The sequence below is a fragment of the Aggregatibacter valvarum genome (assembly GCF_980468985.1).
This window is the reverse complement of record NZ_OZ413141.1, coordinates 173,728-192,733: the sequence shown is the minus strand read 5'-3', so window position 1 is coordinate 192,733 and position 19,006 is coordinate 173,728. Positions and strand designations below refer to the sequence as shown.

The following is a 19,006-nucleotide window of genomic DNA, read 5'->3' as shown; positions in this document are numbered from 1 at the left end:
TCCGGCATAAACTGCCTATAATGTGCGCCTTTTCAACCCGTAGGGAGAATAGCCCTACGTATTTTCATGACTATGAGGAGATTGCTATGAGTTTTATTAAAGAGTTCCGCGAATTTGCTATGCGCGGTAACGTCGTTGATATGGCTGTCGGTGTGATCATCGGTGGCGCATTTGGGAAGATTGTCAGCTCATTAGTGGCAGATGTTTTTATGCCGGTATTGGGTATTTTAACCGGTGGCGTGGATTTTAAAGATCTTAAAATCACCCTCGCCGATGCTGTGGGAGAAACCCCGGCAGTGACATTAAATTACGGTGTGTTTATTCAAAACGTTTTTGATTTCATCATTATCGCATTTGCAATTTTCATGATGATTAAAGCGTTAAATAAACTGAAAAAACCGGAAGAGAAAGTCAAAGAACTGACCACCGAAGAAAAATTATTAACCGAAATTCGCGACTTATTGAAAAAATAAGAAACATCACATCAAAATCTTCTCCTTATGAGAAGATTTTTCTTTTTATTCCTGTATCATATTTGCACTCACCCATCCCATTTTTAACAAGGAATCCCTATGAGTCATTTAGATGAATTAAAAGCCGAAACCCGAGACATTATTACTGATTTATTAAATGACGGCAGCGATCCGGATGCGCTGTATATTATTGAACATCATATTTCTCATCATGACTTTGATAAATTAGAAAAAATTGCCATGGAGGCGTTTAAAGCCGGCTATGAAGTGTCCGAAGCGGAAGAGTTTGAAGAAGAAAACGGCAACGTGGTATTCTGTTGCGATATTATCAGCGAAGTGGAACTGAAACCGGAAATCATTGATGCACAACAAAAAGAATTATTGCCATTGTTAGAAAAATATAAAGGCAACTATGACGGTTGGGGCACGTATTTTGAAGATCCAAATGCAGAAGAAGATGAATACGGCGATGATGGCGAGTTTTTTGATGATGAAGATGACTTAGATGATGACGAAGAAGCGTTCGTTAAGCATTAAAAAAACACCCGGAAAATCCACCGCACTTTATATCCACCACACGTTATGTAGGAGAGTCGCATGAAATTAAAATCGTTCACTTTATTACTCTTGCCTTTAAGCCTTGCGTTAACCGCTCACGCAGAACCCCAATCTGTCGATGACGCGAGCAAAAATGTTATTTCTTTTGGCACAGAAGTGTCCAAAGAAGTGGATTATGACGTAATGGCCGTGACACTTTTCATCAAAGAAGAAAATAAAAGCTTAAAAGCCTTAAACCAAACCATCAATGAAAAAGTCAATGCTGCCTTAGATGTGATTAAAAAACAAAGTGCGGTAGAAATTAAGAAAAATGCCCGTAAAACACAAGTGCGTTACGATGACAAAGGCAAACAAGCCGGCTGGGTTGAGCGTGCTGATTTAGTCTTAGAAAGCAAGGATTTTGTGGCACTGTCTCAAGTGATTTCTGACCTCAATGACACCTTCGCCATTGCCGAGGTGATGCAAAAACTCTCCAAAGAAGCTACGGCTAAATTTGAAGATGAAATGATGAAAAGTGCTTTAGCGCAATTCCAACATAAAGCCCAATTAATCCAAACTTCACTCAATGCAAAAGGCTATGAAATTCTCAATTTAAATTTGGATAGCCGAAATGAGCTTCCCTATTTTGAAGGTCGCATGATGCCACTGGCTAAAGCGAGCGCATTCGCTTCAGAAAATGCAGATGAAGTTAACTTAGATAGCCACAGTAAAGCGGAATTAAAAGCGACAGTGAGCGCACAAATTAAGTTATTCAACTAATCTCTTTTTCCCGAAAGCGATTTTTTATAGAATGACAATGTTTTTTACGGTAAAGATTGCCGTAGGAATCTTCCTTTCAACAAATGAGGTAAACAATGAAAGTTGCAAAAAATGTGGTGGTAAGTATCGCTTATCAAGTTCGTACTGAAGACGGTGTGTTAGTGGATGAAGCACCGGCAAATCAACCGTTACAATATTTACAAGGTCATAATAACCTTGTGATCGGTTTAGAAAATGCCTTGGAAGGCAAATCGGTAGGTGACAAATTTGAAGTTCGTGTAAAACCGGAAGAAGGCTACGGTGAATACAACGAAAACATGGTACAACGCGTGCCGAAAGACGTATTCGTTGGTGTAGATGATCTGGCGGTAGGCATGCGCTTTATTGCTGACACCGATATGGGACCGTTGCCTGTGGTCATTACGGAAGTGGGTGACAATGATGTTGTCGTCGATGGTAACCATATGTTAGCCGGTCAAGAGTTACATTTCACGGTAGAAGTCATCGATACACGCGAAGCAACATTAGAAGAAATCGCACACGGTCATTTACACCAAGAAGGTGGTTGCTGCGGCGGTCATGACAGCGATGAAGAAGGCCATGGCTGTGGTTGTGGCGGTCATCACCACCATCATGATCACGCTCATGAACACCCTGAAGAAGCGCATGAAAGCCATGGTTGTGGCTGTGGATGTAACCACTAATCAACAAAAACAAATGAATGGCACCCCATTTTATTGTGATTGAACGCCACCACTAAAAAGAATCCTAACGAGCAAACGCGCGTTAGGATTTTTATTATAGGCGGATTATTTCCCCTCGTAGCGTGCAACTTGTTGCACGAATGATTAATCTCGATGCGTAATTCACAATCTCGTGCGTAGCGTGCATCTTGATGCACGACCAAAACACGCACAGAACGTTATTTACCCCTTTCGGGCATTCACGATTTCTTGCGTAGCGTGCATCTTGATGCACGACCAAACCACACACGGAACGCTATTTACCCCTTTCGGACATTTATGATTTCGTGCGTAGCGTGCATCTTGATGCACGACCAAACCCACGCACGGAACGTATTTAACCCTTTCAGGCATTCATGATTTCGTGCAACAAGTTGCACGCTACGATTCAAAAAAATCCTAACGGGCAAAAGCGCGTTAGGATTTTATTTTCACAGGAGGATTATTTTAATCCTGCCGCAGCACGTAAGTCTGCTGCGCGATCGATTTTTTCCCAAGGGAATTGTTCGCGACCAAAGTGACCATAAGCCGCTGTTTGGCGATAAATCGGTTGGATTAAATCTAACATTTTGATTAAGCCGTACGGACGTAAATCAAAGAATTCACGCACTAAATTGACCAACAATTCATTGGCCACTTTGCCTGTGCCGAAAGTTTCGATCATGATGGATGTCGGTTCAGCCACACCAATCGCATAGGAAAGTTGGATTTCACAACGATCGGCAAGGCCTGCAGCAACGATATTTTTTGCCACATAACGGGCAGCATAAGCAGCAGAGCGGTCAACTTTCGATGGGTCTTTACCGGAGAATGCACCGCCACCATGACGTGCTGCACCGCCGTAAGTATCCACAATAATTTTACGACCGGTTAAACCACAGTCCCCCATCGGGCCACCAATCACAAAACGGCCGGTTGGGTTGATAAAATATTTGGTGTCTTTGGATAACCATTGCGCCGGCAATACCGGTTTGATGATTTCTTCCATCACGCCTTCGTGCAAGTCTTTTTGGCTGATGGTTTCAGCGTGTTGGGTGGAAAGCACCACGGCATCAATGCCGACAATGTTGTTATCTTCATATTTAAAGGTTAATTGGCTTTTCGCATCGGGGCGCAACCAATCTAATTTGCCGCTTTTACGCACTTGTGCTTGGCGTTCCATTAAACGGTGCGCATAAGTGATAGCGGCCGGCATGAACACATCGGTTTCATTGGTGGCATAACCGAACATAATGCCTTGGTCGCCTGCGCCTTGGTCTAACGGACTTTCACGATCCACGCCTTGGTTGATGTCGGCAGATTGTTTACCAATCGCATTTAATACCGCGCAAGAACGACCATCAAAGCCCATTTCAGAGCTGGTGTAGCCAATATCGCAAATCACTTCACGCGCTAAGTTTTCAATATCAACCCAAGCAGAGGTGGTGATTTCACCGCCCACTAATGCCATCCCGGTTTTCACATAGGTTTCGCAGGCAACACGGGCTTTCGGATCTTGTTTAATGATTTCATCTAATACCGCATCAGAAATTTGATCGGCGATTTTATCCGGATGCCCTTCAGAAACGGACTCGGACGTAAATAAATATTGACTCATACTCTTCTCCAAAATAATTCTGTGTAATAACAAACGCAAAGATGTTTAGAGGGATTTACATCTAGACGGCTATAATACGCCTTTAGACCTAAAACGCAAGGTAATTCAGGTGGGATTTTTATCAATTTTATGCGTAGCGTGCATCTTGATGCACGACCAAATCACGCACGGAACGTAAAAAAAACGACCGCACTTTGGGTGGAAAGTGCGGTCGATTTTCTTCTTATTTTAAATCTTCAGCTAAGCAAGGCTGAATTTTATTCAACATCTCTTTTAACACGCGTGGTGCGGCGGCAACAATATGCCCGGCTTTTAAGTAACTATGACCTGCATTGTAGTCAGTCACGATACCGCCGGCTTCACGAACGATTAAATCGCCAGCTGCCACATCCCAAGCTTTAATGCCATATTCAAAATAGCCGTCAACACGACCGGCTGCCACATAGCAAAGATCTAACGCCGCAGAACCGGTGCGACGGAAATCCGCCACCTCTTGAATAAGACTTTCCATCATGCGAAATTGCATTGGCATATATTTAGCTTGTTTAAACGGAAAACCGGTGGCAAGTACCGCGCCGGATAAATCACGCTTATTTTCCACGCGTAAACGCAGATCATTTAATTTTGCGCCTTCACCGCGCACGGCAGTGAATAATTCATTACGGATAGGATCGTAAACCACGCCCACTTCGGTGCGGCCTTTAACACGAATAGCAATAGAAACGGAGAAATGAGGCAAACCTTTTACAAAGTTTGTGGTACCATCCAGCGGATCAATCACCCATTGAACATCGTTATCACTGCCCTCTAACGCACCGCTTTCTTCAGTGATGATGGTGTGGTTAGGGTAAGATTTTTTGATGACCTCAATAATGGCTTCTTCCGAAGCTTTATCGACATTAGTCACATAATCGTTTTTACCTTTTTCTATCGTGATGATCTCGTCACGACGCTCATAATTTTTTGCAATAATATTGCCTGCTTTTCGTGCTGCACGAATCGCGATATTTAACATAGGATTCATAGATTCCACCGGATTTTAAAGAACAAATTTGGGCTAAGAGTATAAGAGATTTGGAAGAAAATAGCTATCAGAAAAATTTTTAGAATTGTTGACTAAAAACAAAGGGTATTATGCTAAAATACGCGCCGTTTTCAGTCATACAATAAACATCATGTTAAAAAATATTCGAATTGTTTTAATTGAAACCTCGCACAGTGGCAATATCGGCTCTGCAGCGCGGGCGATGAAAACAATGGGATTAACCGATTTGGTGTTGGTGGCACCGAAACAAGGCATAGACGATCAAGCGATTGCGCTGGCTGCCGGTGCGGAAGATGTGGTGAAAAGTGCGGTTATCGTCAACACTTTTTCCGAAGCGGTTGCCGATTGTTCTTTAGTGATTGGTACCAGCGCAAGATTGCGTCATTTGCAAAACTCGCTGATTGAACCGCGCGAATGTGGTGAAAAAGCCATTCATCATGCAATAAACGGAAAAGTCGCGATTGTCTTTGGGCGTGAACGTGTGGGATTGACCAATGAAGAATTGCTCAAATGCCACTATCACGTCACTATCCCTGCCAATCCTGATTATGCGTCGCTTAATCTTGCTATGGCAGTGCAATTGATCAGTTATGAAATACGCATGGCTTATTTAGCCACCACGACAGAAGCGAAAGCCACATCCGTCAATACCGATATTTATCCATCGATGCAGGAGCTGGAATATTTTTATCATCATACCGAGCAGCTTTATCAATCCCTTGGGTTTATTCAAAATCAAGGGGTTATGCAAAAACTCCGCCGTTTATACGGTCGTGCCGAGTTGGAAAAAACAGAGCTCAATATTCTGCTCGGAATGCTAAGTGCGGTGAGAAAAAAGCTTAAATCGTAAAAGAATAATAGTTGACTGTAAAAGTCAACAATGTAAGATTTCTTTGTTTAGTTTATTATTTAGGAACATAAAAGATGAAATTAACCTCAAAAGGTCGTTATGCAGTCACCGCAATTCTCGATATTGCCATTCATGCCAATGATGGGCCCGTAAGTTTATCTGATATTTCCGAGCGCCAAAACATTTCTCTTTCTTACTTAGAACAATTATTTGCTAAGCTACGTCGCAATCATTTAGTCAAAAGCGTACGCGGCCCGGGCGGTGGTTATAAATTAGGTTATGCGCCTGATGAAATTTCCATCGGCATGATCATCGCTGCTGTTAATGAAAATATCGATACCACCAAATGCCTAGGGAAAGGTAATTGCCAAAATGGAAGCGAATGTCTTACACACAAATTATGGGACAAACTTAGCCAACGCATTGCCGATTTCCTCAATGAAATTACTTTGGCGGAATTGGTTTCTCAACATAAAGAGAAACAAAATGTTCGTCATCATAAACACGAGGATTTTGAAAATCTACTCGTGATTACAAATGCCCCACAACATAGCTAGAAGTGCGGTTTAAAATAAAATTATTTAGGAGTGAATAATGAAATTACCTATTTATTTGGATTATGCGGCGACTTGTCCGGTGGACGAACGCGTTGCAAAAAAAATGATGGAATATTTAACCATTGACGGTGTGTTCGGCAACCCAGCATCGCGTTCCCATAAATTCGGCTGGCAAGCAGAAGAGGCCGTTGATATTGCACGTAATCAAATTGCCGATCTCATTGGTGCGGATTCTCGTGAAATTGTATTCACTTCCGGTGCAACAGAATCAGACAACTTGGCAATCAAAGGTGCAGCGCATTTTTATCAAACCAAAGGCAAGCACATTATCACTTGCAAAACCGAGCACAAAGCGGTGTTGGACACTTGCCGCCAATTAGAACGTGAGGGTTTTGAAGTCACCTATTTAGAACCAGAATCCGATGGCTTAATCGATTTAGAAAAATTTAAAGCTGCATTGCGTCTGGACACTATTTTGGTGTCTATCATGCACGTGAATAACGAAATCGGCGTGATTCAGGATATTCAAGCTATCGGCGAATTATGTCATGCGAATAAAACCATTTTCCATGTGGACGCCACCCAAAGTGTAGGCAAAGTGGAGATCAACCTTGCCGAATTACCGGTGGATTTAATGTCCATGTCCAGCCACAAATTATACGGACCAAAAGGGATCGGTGCGTTATATGTTCGCCGTAAACCGCGTATCCGCTTAGAAGCCATTATTCACGGCGGCGGTCATGAGCGCGGTATGCGTTCCGGAACATTGCCTGTTCATCAAATTGTTGGGATGGGTGAAGCTTATCGCATCGCAAAAGAAGAAATGGCAACAGAAATTCCACGCATTAAAGCCCTTCGCGATCGTTTATACAACGGTTTAAAAGATATCGAAGAAACCTACGTTAACGGCTCCATGGAACACCGTGTCGCCAACAACCTCAACATCAGTTTCAACTATGTAGAAGGTGAATCCTTAATGATGGCATTGCGCGACATTGCGGTATCTTCCGGCTCCGCTTGTACGTCTGCAAGCCTAGAACCGTCTTATGTGTTACGTGCGTTAGGCCGCAATGATGAATTAGCGCACAGCTCGATTCGTTTCACCTTAGGCCGCTTCACCACCGAAGAAGAAATCGACTACACCATCGGCTTAATGAAAAGTGCAGTGGAAAAATTACGCGCATTGTCTCCACTTTGGGATATGTTCAAAGAAGGCATCGACTTAAACACCATTGAGTGGGCAGCCCACTAATTTGACGGGCGGTGAAAATCGCCCAATAAATACATTATTTTAGGAAAGGAACAAAAAATGGCATACAGCGAAAAAGTGATCGATCATTACGAAAATCCACGTAACGTGGGTTCTATGGACAAAAAAGACAGCGCCGTCGGCACCGGTATGGTCGGCGCACCAGCATGCGGTGACGTGATGCAATTACAAATCCGTGTGAACGACGAAGGCATTATTGAAGACGCCAAATTCAAAACCTACGGCTGCGGTTCCGCAATCGCTTCCAGTTCTTTAATTACCGAATGGGTGAAAGGTAAATCCTTAGAAGAAGCAGGCGCGATCAAAAACAGCCAAATTGCTGAAGAACTCGAATTACCACCGGTGAAAGTGCACTGCTCCATTTTGGCAGAAGATGCCATCAAAGCGGCTATTGCTGATTACAAAGCAAAAAAAGGCTCTTAAGACAATAAAAGTGCGGTCAGTTTTCAACGCATTTTTTAAATGCTGAGAAAACGAACCGCACTTTGTCTTTTCCTTAATCAGGAAAGACGATAATGACGAATAGAGTATTTTGATATCCTGAGTGTTACTTCCGTCTACTTATAACACCGCGAAACACTTAAGTAGCATTTGATTTTGGAGAAATAAAATATGTCAGTCACATTAACCGAAAGCGCAGCAAATCGCGCCAGAACATTTTTAGAAAAACGCGGGAAAGGGATTGGTTTACGTTTGGGGATCAAAACCTCCGGCTGCTCCGGCTTGTCTTATATGCTGGAATTCGTGGATACATTAAACGAAGACGATCAGGTATTTGAGCAACACGGCGTAAAAGTGATCGTGGACACCAAAAGCCTGGTGTATTTAGACGGCACCCAATTGGATTTTGTCAAAGAAGGCCTAAATGAAGGCTTCAAATTCACCAACCCGAATGTCAAAGACGAATGCGGTTGCGGTGAAAGTTTTAACGTGTAATTGAGACGATGATGAATAATCCCTTTGCTTTATTTGATTTACCCGTTGTTTTTCAAGTGGACAGCGCATTATTAAATGAACGTTATTTAGCTCTGCAGAAATCCCTTCATCCGGATAATTTTTCAGCGGCCTCTGCGCAAGAACAACGCCTTGCGATACAAAAATCAGCGGAAATTAATGATGCGTTGCGCATTTTAAAAGATCCGATTGCACGCGCCGACAGCATCATTGCTCTCAATACCGGCGAACGAGAAAACCCAGAAGAAAAAAGCAACAAAGACATTGGTTTTCTGATGCAGCAAATGGAATGGCGTGAAACCTTAGAAAATATCGAAAACCGTAAAGACACCGATGAATTAACCGCATTTACCCAAGAAATTAACCAAATCCGTCATGCCATTTTAAGCGAATTATCCACCGCACTTGATGAGCAACAATGGGACATTGCACGGGCAATCACAGACAAGTTACGTTTTATCAAAAAACTTCAAGCAGAAATTGAGCGAGTTGAAGAAACTCTTTTAGATTTTTAATGTAAAGCATATCGAGAAACAACATGGCGTTACTTCAAATTGCAGAGCCGGGACAAAGTGCCGCGCCCCATCAACAAAAACTTGCCGTGGGCATCGATCTCGGCACCACAAACTCCCTGATTGCCACCGTGCGCAACGGCCACAGCGATGTTTTATTGGACGAACAAAATCGTCCGTTATTGCCCTCTGTTGTGCATTTTGGCAAAGATGACAACGTGATTGTTGGTTACGAAGCCGCCGAACTTGCGGCGCAGGATCCGCAAAACACCGTGATTTCCGTCAAACGTTTAATCGGTCGCAGTCTTGCGGATATTCAACAACGTTATCCGAATTTGCCTTATCAATTTGTCGCTAGTGAAAACGGTTTGCCTTTATTAGCCACACGTCAGGGTGTACGTAGTCCGATTGAAATTTCCGCAGAAATCCTGAAAAAACTGACCGCACTTGGTGAGCAACGCTTAGGCGGTGACCTTGTAGGTGCAGTGATCACCGTGCCGGCTTATTTTGATGATGCACAACGCCAAAGTACCAAAGACGCCGCGAAATTAGCAGGCCTTAATGTGCTACGTTTATTAAACGAACCGACTGCGGCTGCCATTGCGTACGGCTTGGATAGCGGACAAGAAGGCGTGATTGCCGTGTATGATTTAGGCGGCGGTACCTTTGATATTTCCATTTTGCGCCTCTCCCGCGGCGTGTTTGAAGTGTTGGCGACCGGTGGAGACACGGCGCTAGGTGGTGATGATTTTGATTTGGTCTTAGCCGATTGGATTATCGAACAATCTGCAGTAAAACCGGAAAATGACAGCCAATATCGTGAACTGATCGAATTAGCCAATCACGTTAAAGTGGAATTAACTAACTCAACGGAAGCTAAAATTCAGTATCGCAATTGGCTTGGCAACATCAGCCGAGAGCAATTTAACGAACTGATTCAACCGTTAATTAAACGTTCTTTACTTGCTTGTCGCCGTGCCTTAAAAGATGCCGGCGTGGAAACGGAAGAGGTGAATGAAGTGGTGATGGTGGGCGGTTCTACCCGCGTGCCTTATGTGCGCGAACAAGTGGGTGAATTTTTCCAAAAACAACCACTGACATCAATCGATCCCGATAAAGTGGTCGCCCTTGGTGCAGCCATTCAAGCGGATATTCTCGCCGGCAATAAACCGGATTCCGAGCTATTGTTATTGGACGTTATTCCGCTTTCCCTTGGCATAGAAACCATGGGCGGTTTAGTGGAAAAAATCATTCCGCGCAACACCACCATTCCTGTGGCGCGTGCGCAAGAATTCACTACCTTCAAAGACGGACAAACCGCAATGTCGGTGCACATCGTACAAGGTGAACGGGAACTGGTAAACGATTGTCGTTCTCTAGCCCGTTTCACGTTACGCGGCATTCCTCCGATGGCGGCGGGCGCAGCACATATTCGTGTCACCTACCAAGTGGATGCCGATGGATTACTCAGCGTCACAGCCATGGAAAAAACCACCGGTGTGCAATCCTCGATTCAGGTGAAGCCTTCTTATGGTTTAACGGATGATGAAATTGCCAACATGCTGAAAGCCTCCATGGAAAATGCCAAAGAGGATATTCAAGCGCGTTTATTGGCGGAACAACGCGTAGAGGCGGAACGTGTACTGGAAAGTGTGCGCTCGGCTCTGGCACAGGATTATGATTTATTAGATGACGACGAATTAAGTGCGGTCAAAAACGCGATTATTTCGTTGGAACAATTAAAACAGCAGGATGATTCCCTTGCCATCAAACAAGGTATCAAAGCGCTGGATTTAGCAACGCAGGAATTTGCTGCCCGTCGTATGGATAAATCCATTCGCACCGCGTTAGCAGGTCACTCCGTTGATGATATTGTAGGAAAGTAAGGATGTTAAAATGCCAAAAGTGATTTTTTTACCCAATGAAGAATTTTGCCCGGAAGGCATGGTGGTTGACGCCGCCGCCGGTGATAATTTACTTGAAGTGGCCCACAACGCCGGCGTAGAAATTCACCACGCTTGCGATGGCTCTTGCGCTTGCACCACATGCCATGTTGTGGTGCGTGAAGGCGGTGATTCTTTAAATGAACCAAGCGATCAAGAAGAAGATATGTTAGATAAAGCTTGGGGCTTAGAAATGGACAGCCGCTTGTCTTGCCAATGTATTGTTGGTGATGAAGACTTGGTCGTTGAAATCCCGAAATACAATATTAATCATGCAAATGAGGCGGCGCACTGATGAAATGGACGGACGCCCAACGCATTGCCGAAGCCTTGTATGACAACAATCCGGATCTGGATCCAAAAACCGTGCGTTTTACCGATTTGCACCGCTGGATTTGTGAATTAGACGATTTTGACGATGATCCGCAAAAATCAAACGAAACAATTTTAGAAGCGATTTTGCTGAAGTGGTTGGAAGAGTACGAGTAGAAATTCTCTCAGAAAAACAACCGCACTTTGATCGCAAACTTTAACCCAAACTTTAACCGTAGGGGACAGGCTTTATACCTGTCCTATTCGTATCATCAGATTGTCGGACAGACATAACGTCTGTCCCTACAAATGTGGAATGATGCTTACTTCACCTGCATTCCCGCTTTCACACCCGCATCAGCAGACAACAGGAACAAATCCGCGCCGCCGGTGCCCGCACTTAAAATCATGCCTTCGGACACACCGAATTTCATTTTACGTGGTGCAAGGTTTGCCACCATTATCACAAAGCGACCTTCTAGCTCTTGTGGTTTATCGTAAGCCGCCTTGATACCGGAAAAAACTTGGCGTTTGTGATCACCCAAATCCAGTTCAAAGCGCAATAATTTATTGGATTCCGGCACGGCTTCGCATTTCAATACTTTCGCCACTCGCATATCAAGCTTCGCGAAATCATCAATCGTGATGGTCTCTGCAATTGGCTCAATCGCGCCCGCAGATTCATTGGCATTTTTGACCGCACTTTTTGCGACAGGCGCCGCGTTCACTTGCGCGTTTTCCGCTTTAGACGCCTCAATCATTGCTTCAATTTGCTTACCATCCAAACGGGAGAACAAGGCTTTAAATGGTGCGATTTGATGATTTAACAATGGTTGCGCTAAATTTGCCCAGGTTAATTCCGCTTGCAAGAAAGCCTCTGCACGTTCTGCCAGTTTTGGTAACACCGGTTTCAAATAGCCCATAAGCACGCGGAATAATTGAATCCCCATGGAACACACCGCTTGCAACTCCGCGTCTTTGCCCTCTTCTTTCGCAATCACCCAAGGCGCTTTATCATCAATATATTTGTTGGCTTTATCGGTTAATGCCATAATTTCACGAATAGCTTTGCCGAATTCGCGATTTTCGTAATACGTAGCGATTTGCTCAGATTGTGCAATAAATTCATTAAATAAAGCCTGATCATCTAATGTCGCAGCCAACTTGCCGTCAAAACGTTTTTGGATAAAACCGGCGTTACGGGAAGCCAAATTCACCAATTTATTCACCAAATCCGTATTCACGCGCTGAACGAAATCTTCTAAGTTCAAATCCAAATCATCAATGCGATTACTTAATTTCGCCGCGTAGTAATAACGCAAGCATTCCGGATCCAAGTGTTTCAAATAGGTTGCCGCTTGAATGAATGTACCACGGGATTTTGACATTTTCTCGCCGTTTACCGTCACATAGCCGTGCACAAAAATATTGCTCGGTTTACGGAAACCTGCACCCTCTAACATCGCTGGCCAGAATAAACTGTGGAAATACATGATGTCTTTGCCGATGAAGTGATAAAGCTCGGCATCGCTGTCTTTGCGCCAGAAACTGTCGAAATCAATGTGGCTCTCACGTTTACACAAATTTTTGAAAGACGCCATGTAACCGATAGGCGCATCTAGCCAAACATAGAAATATTTGCCTTCCGCATTCGGAATTTGGAAACCAAAATATGGCGCATCGCGGGAAATATCCCATTGTTGAAGACCCGCTTCAAACCATTCCTGCATTTTATTCACCACTTCCGGCTGCAAAGATCCGGAACCTAACCAGTTTTTCAACATGGCTTCAAAACTTGGCAGATCAAAGAAGAAGTGTTCGGAATCTTTCATGACCGGCGTTGCGCCGGATACCACAGAACGTGGGTTAATAAGTTCTGTCGGGCTGTAGGTTGCCGCGCACACTTCGCAGTTGTCGCCATATTGATCCGGTGATTTACATTTCGGGCAGGTGCCTTTCACAAAACGATCAGGCAAGAACATCCCTTTTTCCGGATCATAGAGTTGGGAAATAGTGCGACTTTTAATAAAACCGTTTTCTTTTAAGCGGTTATAAATGAACTCTGAAAACTCGCGATTTTCTTCGCTGTGTGTGGAATGGTAGTTATCAAAGCTGATGTTAAAACTGGCAAAATCCGCCATATGTTTGTGGCGTACATCGTCAATGAGTTGCTCCGGCGTAATGCCCATTTGGTCGGCTTTTAGCATGATTGGTGTGCCGTGTGCGTCATCGGCGCATACAAAATAAATTTCATTGCCACGCATCCGTTGAAAACGCACCCAAATGTCTGCCTGAATATGTTCCAACATATGACCTAAATGAATAGGGCCATTGGCATACGGCAAGGCACAAGTGACTAAAATTTTACGCTTGGAATTCGACATAATATTGACCTTTAAAATACTTAAAAAACGGAAAAAAATTGGCGCTTATGTTACCTTATTGAGGGTATTTTTTCTAGTTTAATCACGGTTTACGCATTTTTAACTTAACAGATAAAGGCGTGCATGATTAAATAGCGCCCGACGAATTTATGACATAAAAAAGGAAGCATTATGGCGACATTATTTTCCGACAATTTAACGGAACAGCAAAAGGAACACCTTGTTCAGCTATTTAAACACTTTCAACATCCTACTCTGCAAAAAGATCTTGTTTCACTCAACGCGCTGAAAAAAGTCGAAAAAGGCGGAAATACGCTACGCGTGGAATTGTCCATGCCTTTCGCTTGGAACACCGCGTTTGCCGAATTAAAAAATGCCTTAACCGCACCATTAAAAGCCGCAGCAGACGTAGAAAATGTCAAATGGCAACTTAACTACCAAATCGCCACCCTCAAACGCGCCAACAACCATCCTGCTGTGAAAGGCGTAAAAAATATTATTGCGGTGAGCTCCGGTAAAGGCGGCGTGGGTAAATCTACCGTTTCCGTCAACCTTGCTATCGCGTTACAACAACAAGGTGCACGCGTGGGAATTTTAGATGCGGATATTTATGGTCCATCCATTCCGCACATGCTTGGTGCACCGCATCAACGCCCAACCTCACCGGATAACCAACACATCACACCAATTGAAGCTCACGGCTTGTATGCTAACTCTATCGGTTTCCTCATGGACGAAGACAACGCCACCATTTGGCGTGGTCCAATGGCAAGTAGCGCATTAAGCCAGCTCTTACAAGAAACCCTATGGCCTGACTTAGATTATCTTGTGATCGATATGCCTCCGGGCACCGGCGACATTCAGCTCACCCTGTCCCAACAAATTCCGGTAACCGGCGCCATTGTCGTGACAACACCTCAAGACATCGCTTTATTGGATGCGGTGAAAGGTATTGCCATGTTTGAGCGCGTTTCCGTGCCGGTATTAGGTATCGTGGAAAACATGTCCATGCACATTTGCAGCAACTGCGGTCACCAAGAAGCGATTTTCGGTACCGGTGGTGCAGAGCGCATTGCAGACAAATACAACATCAAAGTATTAGGTCAACAACCGTTACACATTCGCCTACGTCAAGATTTGGATCGCGGCGAACCGACAGTTATCGCTGCGCCTGAAGACGACATTGCCAAATCCTTCATGCAATTGGCCGAAAAAGTGGCAAGCGAACTTTACTGGCAAGGGTCTGTGATTCCGGGAGAAATTATGTTCCGCGAAGTAAAGTAACTACATTGCATTAAATTACCTTACCTAAAAGCAAAGTGCGGTGAAAAATCTCAGTATTTTTCGCCGTATTTTTATCTCAACTATGCAATACCGTCTCCCTTTGATACCGAGAAAGAACGTCATAAGCCACGTATTTTTTCTCTACAATTTCCCAAAATACCGCTAAAATTACGCACGCTATCTTCATTGCCGTTGGTTAAACCAAGACTCAAAATCCATTGGATTTTTTGACCGCACTTTTTGTTATTTTAAGGATGTTTATGTCACCGCCACGTTTTGTTCATTTGCAGGTTCACAGTGATTTTTCCATGATTGACGGTATTGCTAAAGTGAAACCGTTGGTGAAAGCCTGTGTGGAAAATAACATGGTGGCGATAGGGCTAACGGACTTCACGAATTTCTGTGGTTTGGTCCGGTTTTATGGGGAGGCATTATCTTCCGGCGTGAAGCCGATTATTGGGGCAGATGTGCTGGTGCAAAGCGAGCTGTGTGGCGATGAGCGATTCCGTTTAACCTTATTGGCAAAAAATAACGAAGGCTACAAAAATATCACGTTGTTGCTTTCTAAAGCCTATGAACGCGGTTATGCCGATGTGCCGTATATCGATCAGCAGTGGCTGGTGGAACACCGTGCAGGGGTGATTGTTTTATCCGGTGGCGTTAATGGCGATGTAGGTAAAAAATTACTGCGTAGTAACACTGATGAACTCAAAAGTGCGGTGGATTTTTACCACGAATTTTTCTCTAATCATTTTTATCTTACCCTTACCCGTACCGGTCGCCCTGATGAAGAGCGTTATATTCAAGCGGCGTTAGCACTGGCCGAACGGGAACAGTTGCCGGTGGTGGCGACCAATGATGTGTGCTTTTTACACGCTGACGATTTTGAAGCCCATGAAATTCGCGTGGCGATTCATGACGGTTTCACGTTAGATGATCCGAAACGTCCTAAAAATTATACTGGTCAACAATATTTCCGTTCCGAACAAGAAATGTGTGATTTGTTTGCCGATGTGCCGAGCGCACTGGAGAACACGCTACTGATTGCACAACGTTGTAATGTCACCATTCGATTGGGCGAATATTTCTTACCGAAATTTCCAACCGGTGATTTAAGCACCGAAGATTACCTTGTGAAACGCGCCAAAGAGGGCTTGGAAGAACGCCTCAAGGTGTTGTTTTCTGATGAAAAACTGCGTGCAGAGCGCCGTCCGGAATACGATGAACGTTTGCAGGTGGAACTGGATGTCATCAACCAAATGGGCTTTCCGGGTTACTTTTTGATTGTGATGGAGTTTATCCAATGGTCAAAAGATAACGATATTCCGGTGGGTCCGGGGCGGGGGTCCGGTGCAGGGTCTTTGGTGGCGTATGCGTTAAAAATTACTGATTTGGATCCGTTAGAATTCGATTTGCTTTTTGAGCGTTTCCTTAATCCGGAACGGGTTTCCATGCCTGACTTTGACGTGGATTTCTGTATGGACGGGCGCGACCGCGTGATTGAACACGTCGCCGAAATGTATGGACGCGGTGCGGTGTCGCAAATTATTACGTTCGGTACCATGGCGGCAAAAGCGGTGATTCGCGATGTGGGGCGGGTGCTAGGACAACCTTATGGCTTTGTGGATCGCATTTCTAAACTAGTGCCGCCTGATCCCGGAATGACGCTCGCCAAAGCGTTTGAAGCCGAGCCAAAACTGCAAGAAATTTACGATGCGGACGAAGAAGTCCGCGCCATTATTGACATGGCACGCAAGCTGGAAGGTGTCACACGAAATGCCGGTAAGCACGCCGGTGGAGTGGTGATTTCACCGACGTTAATTACAGATTTTTCGCCGCTGTATTGCGATTCGGAAGGGAAACATCCTGTCACCCACTTCGATAAAAATGACGTGGAATATGCCGGTTTGGTGAAGTTTGACTTCTTAGGTCTGCGCACCTTAACCATCATCAAATGGGCGTTGGACATGATTAATGCGCGCATGGAAAAAGAAGGCAAACCGTTGGTGGATATCAGCGCCATTCCGTTGGATGATCATCAATCTTTTGAAGTGTTGCTCAATGCCGAAACTACGGCAGTGTTCCAGCTGGAATCACGCGGCATGAAAGATTTGATTAAGCGTCTTAAGCCGGACTGTTTTGAAGACATTATCGCGTTGGTGGCGTTGTTCCGACCGGGCCCATTACAATCTGGCATGGTGGATAACTTTATTGACCGTAAACACGGGCGAGAAGAAGTCTCTTACCCCGATGCCAACTATCAACATGAATCCCTTAAGCCAATTTTAGAGCCAACCTACGGCATCATTTTGTATCAAGAGCAGGTTATGCAAATTGCCCAAGTGTTGGCGGGTTATACGTTGGGTGGCGCGGACTTATTACGTCGTGCGATGGGTAAGAAAAAACCGGAAGAAATGGCGAAGCAGCGTTCCGTATTTGAAGAGGGTGCCATCAAAAATGGCATAGACGGTGATCTTTCCATGAAGATCTTCGATTTGGTGGAAAAATTTGCGGGCTATGGCTTTAACAAATCACACTCTGCCGCCTATGCGTTGGTTTCTTATCAAACCCTGTGGCTGAAGGCGCACTACCCGGCAGAATTTATGGCGGCAGTCATGACCTCGGAAATGGATAACACCGATAAAATCGTCGGTTTATACGATGAATGTATGCGCATGGGCTTGAAGGTGGTGCCGCCGGATATTAACACCGGGAAACATCATTTTAGCGTGAATGAAAACGGCGAAATTGTGTACGGTATCGGTGCCATTAAAGGCGTGGGTGAAGGCCCGATTGCGGCGCTAGTAGAAGCCCGTGAGAAAGACGGTATTTTCAAAAACTTGTTTGATTTATGTGCTCGTGTGGATTTAAAGAAAATCAATCGACGCACATTTGAAAGCCTGATTAAATCTGGTGCTTTCGATAAGCTTGGACCACATCGCGCGGCGCTACAACAAAATCTAGAAGATGCCTTGCGAGCCTCCGATCAACACGCGAAAGACGAAGCCTTGGGGCAAACGGATATGTTTGGTGTTCTGACGGAAACCAATGAGGAAGTGGAGCATTCTTATGCCAACATTGCACCTTGGACGGAAAAGACCATTTTAGACGGTGAACGGGAAACTCTGGGGTTGTATCTCAGCAGCCATCCGGTGAGTCGTTATTTGAAAGAATTATCCCATTATAGTCCTGTTCGCCTAAAAGAACTCACCCCGAATTATCGTGGACAAATGAGCACCGCCAGCGGTTTGGTGGTGAATACCCGTATCGCCGTGACCAAAAAAGGCAACCACATTGGCATTGCCACCATTGATGATCGCTCCGGTCGTTTAGATTTAACCTTGTTTGGCGAAGCGCTAGATAAATTCGGCGAAAAATTGCAAAAAGACACGGTGATCGTGGTGTCGGGGCAAGTCAGTTTTGATGATTTCTCGCAAGGCTTGCGAATGTCTGTGCGGGATTTGATGACGATTGACGAAGCCCGTGCACGCTATGCGAAAAGCCTTGCGATTAGCCTGTCTCAAGAACAGATTACACCACAATTCATTAAGCAATTTAAACGGATTTTACAGCCTTACAGCGGCAATTCTCTGCCGGTGCATATTTATTACCAAAGCCCACAAGGCAGAGCCTTAGTCAAAATGGGCGTGCAATGGTCGGTCAATCCAACCGATGAATTGCTGACAGAACTTGTGACGTTGCTTGGTGAAAGTGCGGTGGAATTGGAGTTTGAATAAGAGGCGCGGGTAAAGCAAAACACATGAT

General features: G+C 44.5%; 18 protein-coding genes. 15 read left to right on the top strand and 3 right to left on the bottom strand.

What is annotated here, in order from left to right; translation table 11 throughout:
* Positions 1 to 86 precede the first annotated feature (86 nt).
* The 4 genes from mscL to slyD all read left to right on the top strand — a co-directional run bounded on the left by mscL (position 87) and on the right by slyD (position 2,494).
* A complete protein-coding gene (gene mscL, locus AC30SF_RS00850; RefSeq protein ID WP_376921739.1) occupies positions 87 to 473 on the top strand; it encodes a large-conductance mechanosensitive channel protein MscL in 387 nt (128 codons plus the stop codon).
* A gap of 99 nt (positions 474 to 572) precedes the next feature.
* On the top strand, positions 573 to 1,010 hold the full coding sequence (rraB, locus tag AC30SF_RS00845; RefSeq protein ID WP_314170667.1) for a ribonuclease E inhibitor RraB: 438 nt from the start codon (positions 573 to 575) through the stop codon (positions 1,008 to 1,010).
* Positions 1,011 to 1,070: 60 nt separating this feature from the next.
* Complete coding sequence (locus AC30SF_RS00840; RefSeq protein ID WP_489607253.1) at positions 1,071 to 1,790, top strand: SIMPL domain-containing protein; 720 nt, start codon at positions 1,071 to 1,073, stop codon at positions 1,788 to 1,790.
* Between the two features lie 95 nt (positions 1,791 to 1,885).
* The gene (slyD, locus tag AC30SF_RS00835) at positions 1,886 to 2,494 is read left to right on the top strand and encodes a peptidylprolyl isomerase (RefSeq protein ID WP_296027497.1); all 609 of its coding nucleotides are present in this window, start codon (positions 1,886 to 1,888) and stop codon (positions 2,492 to 2,494) included.
* A gap of 481 nt (positions 2,495 to 2,975) precedes the next feature.
* Here slyD and metK read toward each other — a convergent pair whose 3' ends face one another.
* Together metK and suhB are read right to left on the bottom strand one after the other, a co-directional pair.
* Positions 2,976 to 4,130, bottom strand: a complete 1,155-nt coding sequence (gene metK / locus AC30SF_RS00830; RefSeq protein ID WP_021616847.1) for a methionine adenosyltransferase — start codon at positions 4,128 to 4,130, stop codon at positions 2,976 to 2,978.
* A gap of 223 nt (positions 4,131 to 4,353) precedes the next feature.
* Complete coding sequence (gene suhB / locus AC30SF_RS00825; protein WP_489607252.1) at positions 4,354 to 5,154, bottom strand: inositol-1-monophosphatase; 801 nt, start codon at positions 5,152 to 5,154, stop codon at positions 4,354 to 4,356.
* Positions 5,155 to 5,305: 151 nt separating this feature from the next.
* On the opposite strand from suhB, the gene trmJ reads away from it, so the two are divergent.
* The 9 genes from trmJ to iscX all read left to right on the top strand — a co-directional run bounded on the left by trmJ (position 5,306) and on the right by iscX (position 11,750).
* On the top strand, positions 5,306 to 6,025 hold the full coding sequence (gene trmJ, locus AC30SF_RS00820) for a tRNA (cytosine(32)/uridine(32)-2'-O)-methyltransferase TrmJ (RefSeq protein WP_489607251.1): 720 nt from the start codon (positions 5,306 to 5,308) through the stop codon (positions 6,023 to 6,025).
* Between the two features lie 74 nt (positions 6,026 to 6,099).
* The gene (gene iscR / locus AC30SF_RS00815; RefSeq protein ID WP_209363591.1) at positions 6,100 to 6,582 is read left to right on the top strand and encodes a Fe-S cluster assembly transcriptional regulator IscR; all 483 of its coding nucleotides are present in this window, start codon (positions 6,100 to 6,102) and stop codon (positions 6,580 to 6,582) included.
* A 37-nt stretch (positions 6,583 to 6,619) separates the two neighbouring features.
* A complete protein-coding gene (locus tag AC30SF_RS00810; RefSeq protein WP_489607250.1) occupies positions 6,620 to 7,834 on the top strand; it encodes an IscS subfamily cysteine desulfurase in 1,215 nt (404 codons plus the stop codon).
* A 57-nt stretch (positions 7,835 to 7,891) separates the two neighbouring features.
* Positions 7,892 to 8,275 (top strand): Fe-S cluster assembly scaffold IscU, encoded by a 384-nt coding sequence (iscU, locus tag AC30SF_RS00805; protein ID WP_021616852.1) that lies wholly within the window; start codon positions 7,892 to 7,894, stop codon positions 8,273 to 8,275.
* A gap of 189 nt (positions 8,276 to 8,464) precedes the next feature.
* The gene (gene iscA, locus AC30SF_RS00800) at positions 8,465 to 8,788 is read left to right on the top strand and encodes an iron-sulfur cluster assembly protein IscA (RefSeq protein WP_021616853.1); all 324 of its coding nucleotides are present in this window, start codon (positions 8,465 to 8,467) and stop codon (positions 8,786 to 8,788) included.
* Positions 8,789 to 8,799: 11 nt separating this feature from the next.
* Complete coding sequence (gene hscB, locus AC30SF_RS00795; protein ID WP_489608291.1) at positions 8,800 to 9,321, top strand: Fe-S protein assembly co-chaperone HscB; 522 nt, start codon at positions 8,800 to 8,802, stop codon at positions 9,319 to 9,321.
* A 23-nt stretch (positions 9,322 to 9,344) separates the two neighbouring features.
* Positions 9,345 to 11,204, top strand: a complete 1,860-nt coding sequence (gene hscA, locus AC30SF_RS00790; protein WP_489607249.1) for a Fe-S protein assembly chaperone HscA — start codon at positions 9,345 to 9,347, stop codon at positions 11,202 to 11,204.
* A gap of 10 nt (positions 11,205 to 11,214) precedes the next feature.
* Positions 11,215 to 11,556, top strand: coding sequence for an ISC system 2Fe-2S type ferredoxin (fdx, locus tag AC30SF_RS00785; RefSeq protein WP_005700966.1), 342 nt, complete (start codon positions 11,215 to 11,217; stop codon positions 11,554 to 11,556).
* The gene (gene iscX / locus AC30SF_RS00780) at positions 11,556 to 11,750 is read left to right on the top strand and encodes a Fe-S cluster assembly protein IscX (RefSeq protein ID WP_489607248.1); all 195 of its coding nucleotides are present in this window, start codon (positions 11,556 to 11,558) and stop codon (positions 11,748 to 11,750) included. Before fdx ends, iscX begins: the two co-directional genes overlap by 1 nt.
* A 146-nt stretch (positions 11,751 to 11,896) precedes the next feature.
* On the opposite strand, the gene metG is transcribed toward iscX, so the two are convergent.
* Positions 11,897 to 13,957, bottom strand: a complete 2,061-nt coding sequence (gene metG / locus AC30SF_RS00775; protein ID WP_489607247.1) for a methionine--tRNA ligase — start codon at positions 13,955 to 13,957, stop codon at positions 11,897 to 11,899.
* A 171-nt stretch (positions 13,958 to 14,128) separates the two neighbouring features.
* Between metG and apbC the strand changes: the two genes are divergently transcribed.
* On the top strand, positions 14,129 to 15,241 hold the full coding sequence (apbC, locus tag AC30SF_RS00770; protein WP_489607246.1) for an iron-sulfur cluster carrier protein ApbC: 1,113 nt from the start codon (positions 14,129 to 14,131) through the stop codon (positions 15,239 to 15,241).
* A 260-nt stretch (positions 15,242 to 15,501) separates the two neighbouring features.
* On the top strand, positions 15,502 to 18,978 hold the full coding sequence (dnaE, locus tag AC30SF_RS00765; RefSeq protein ID WP_489607245.1) for a DNA polymerase III subunit alpha: 3,477 nt from the start codon (positions 15,502 to 15,504) through the stop codon (positions 18,976 to 18,978).
* The last annotated feature ends 28 nt before the right edge of the window (positions 18,979 to 19,006 follow it).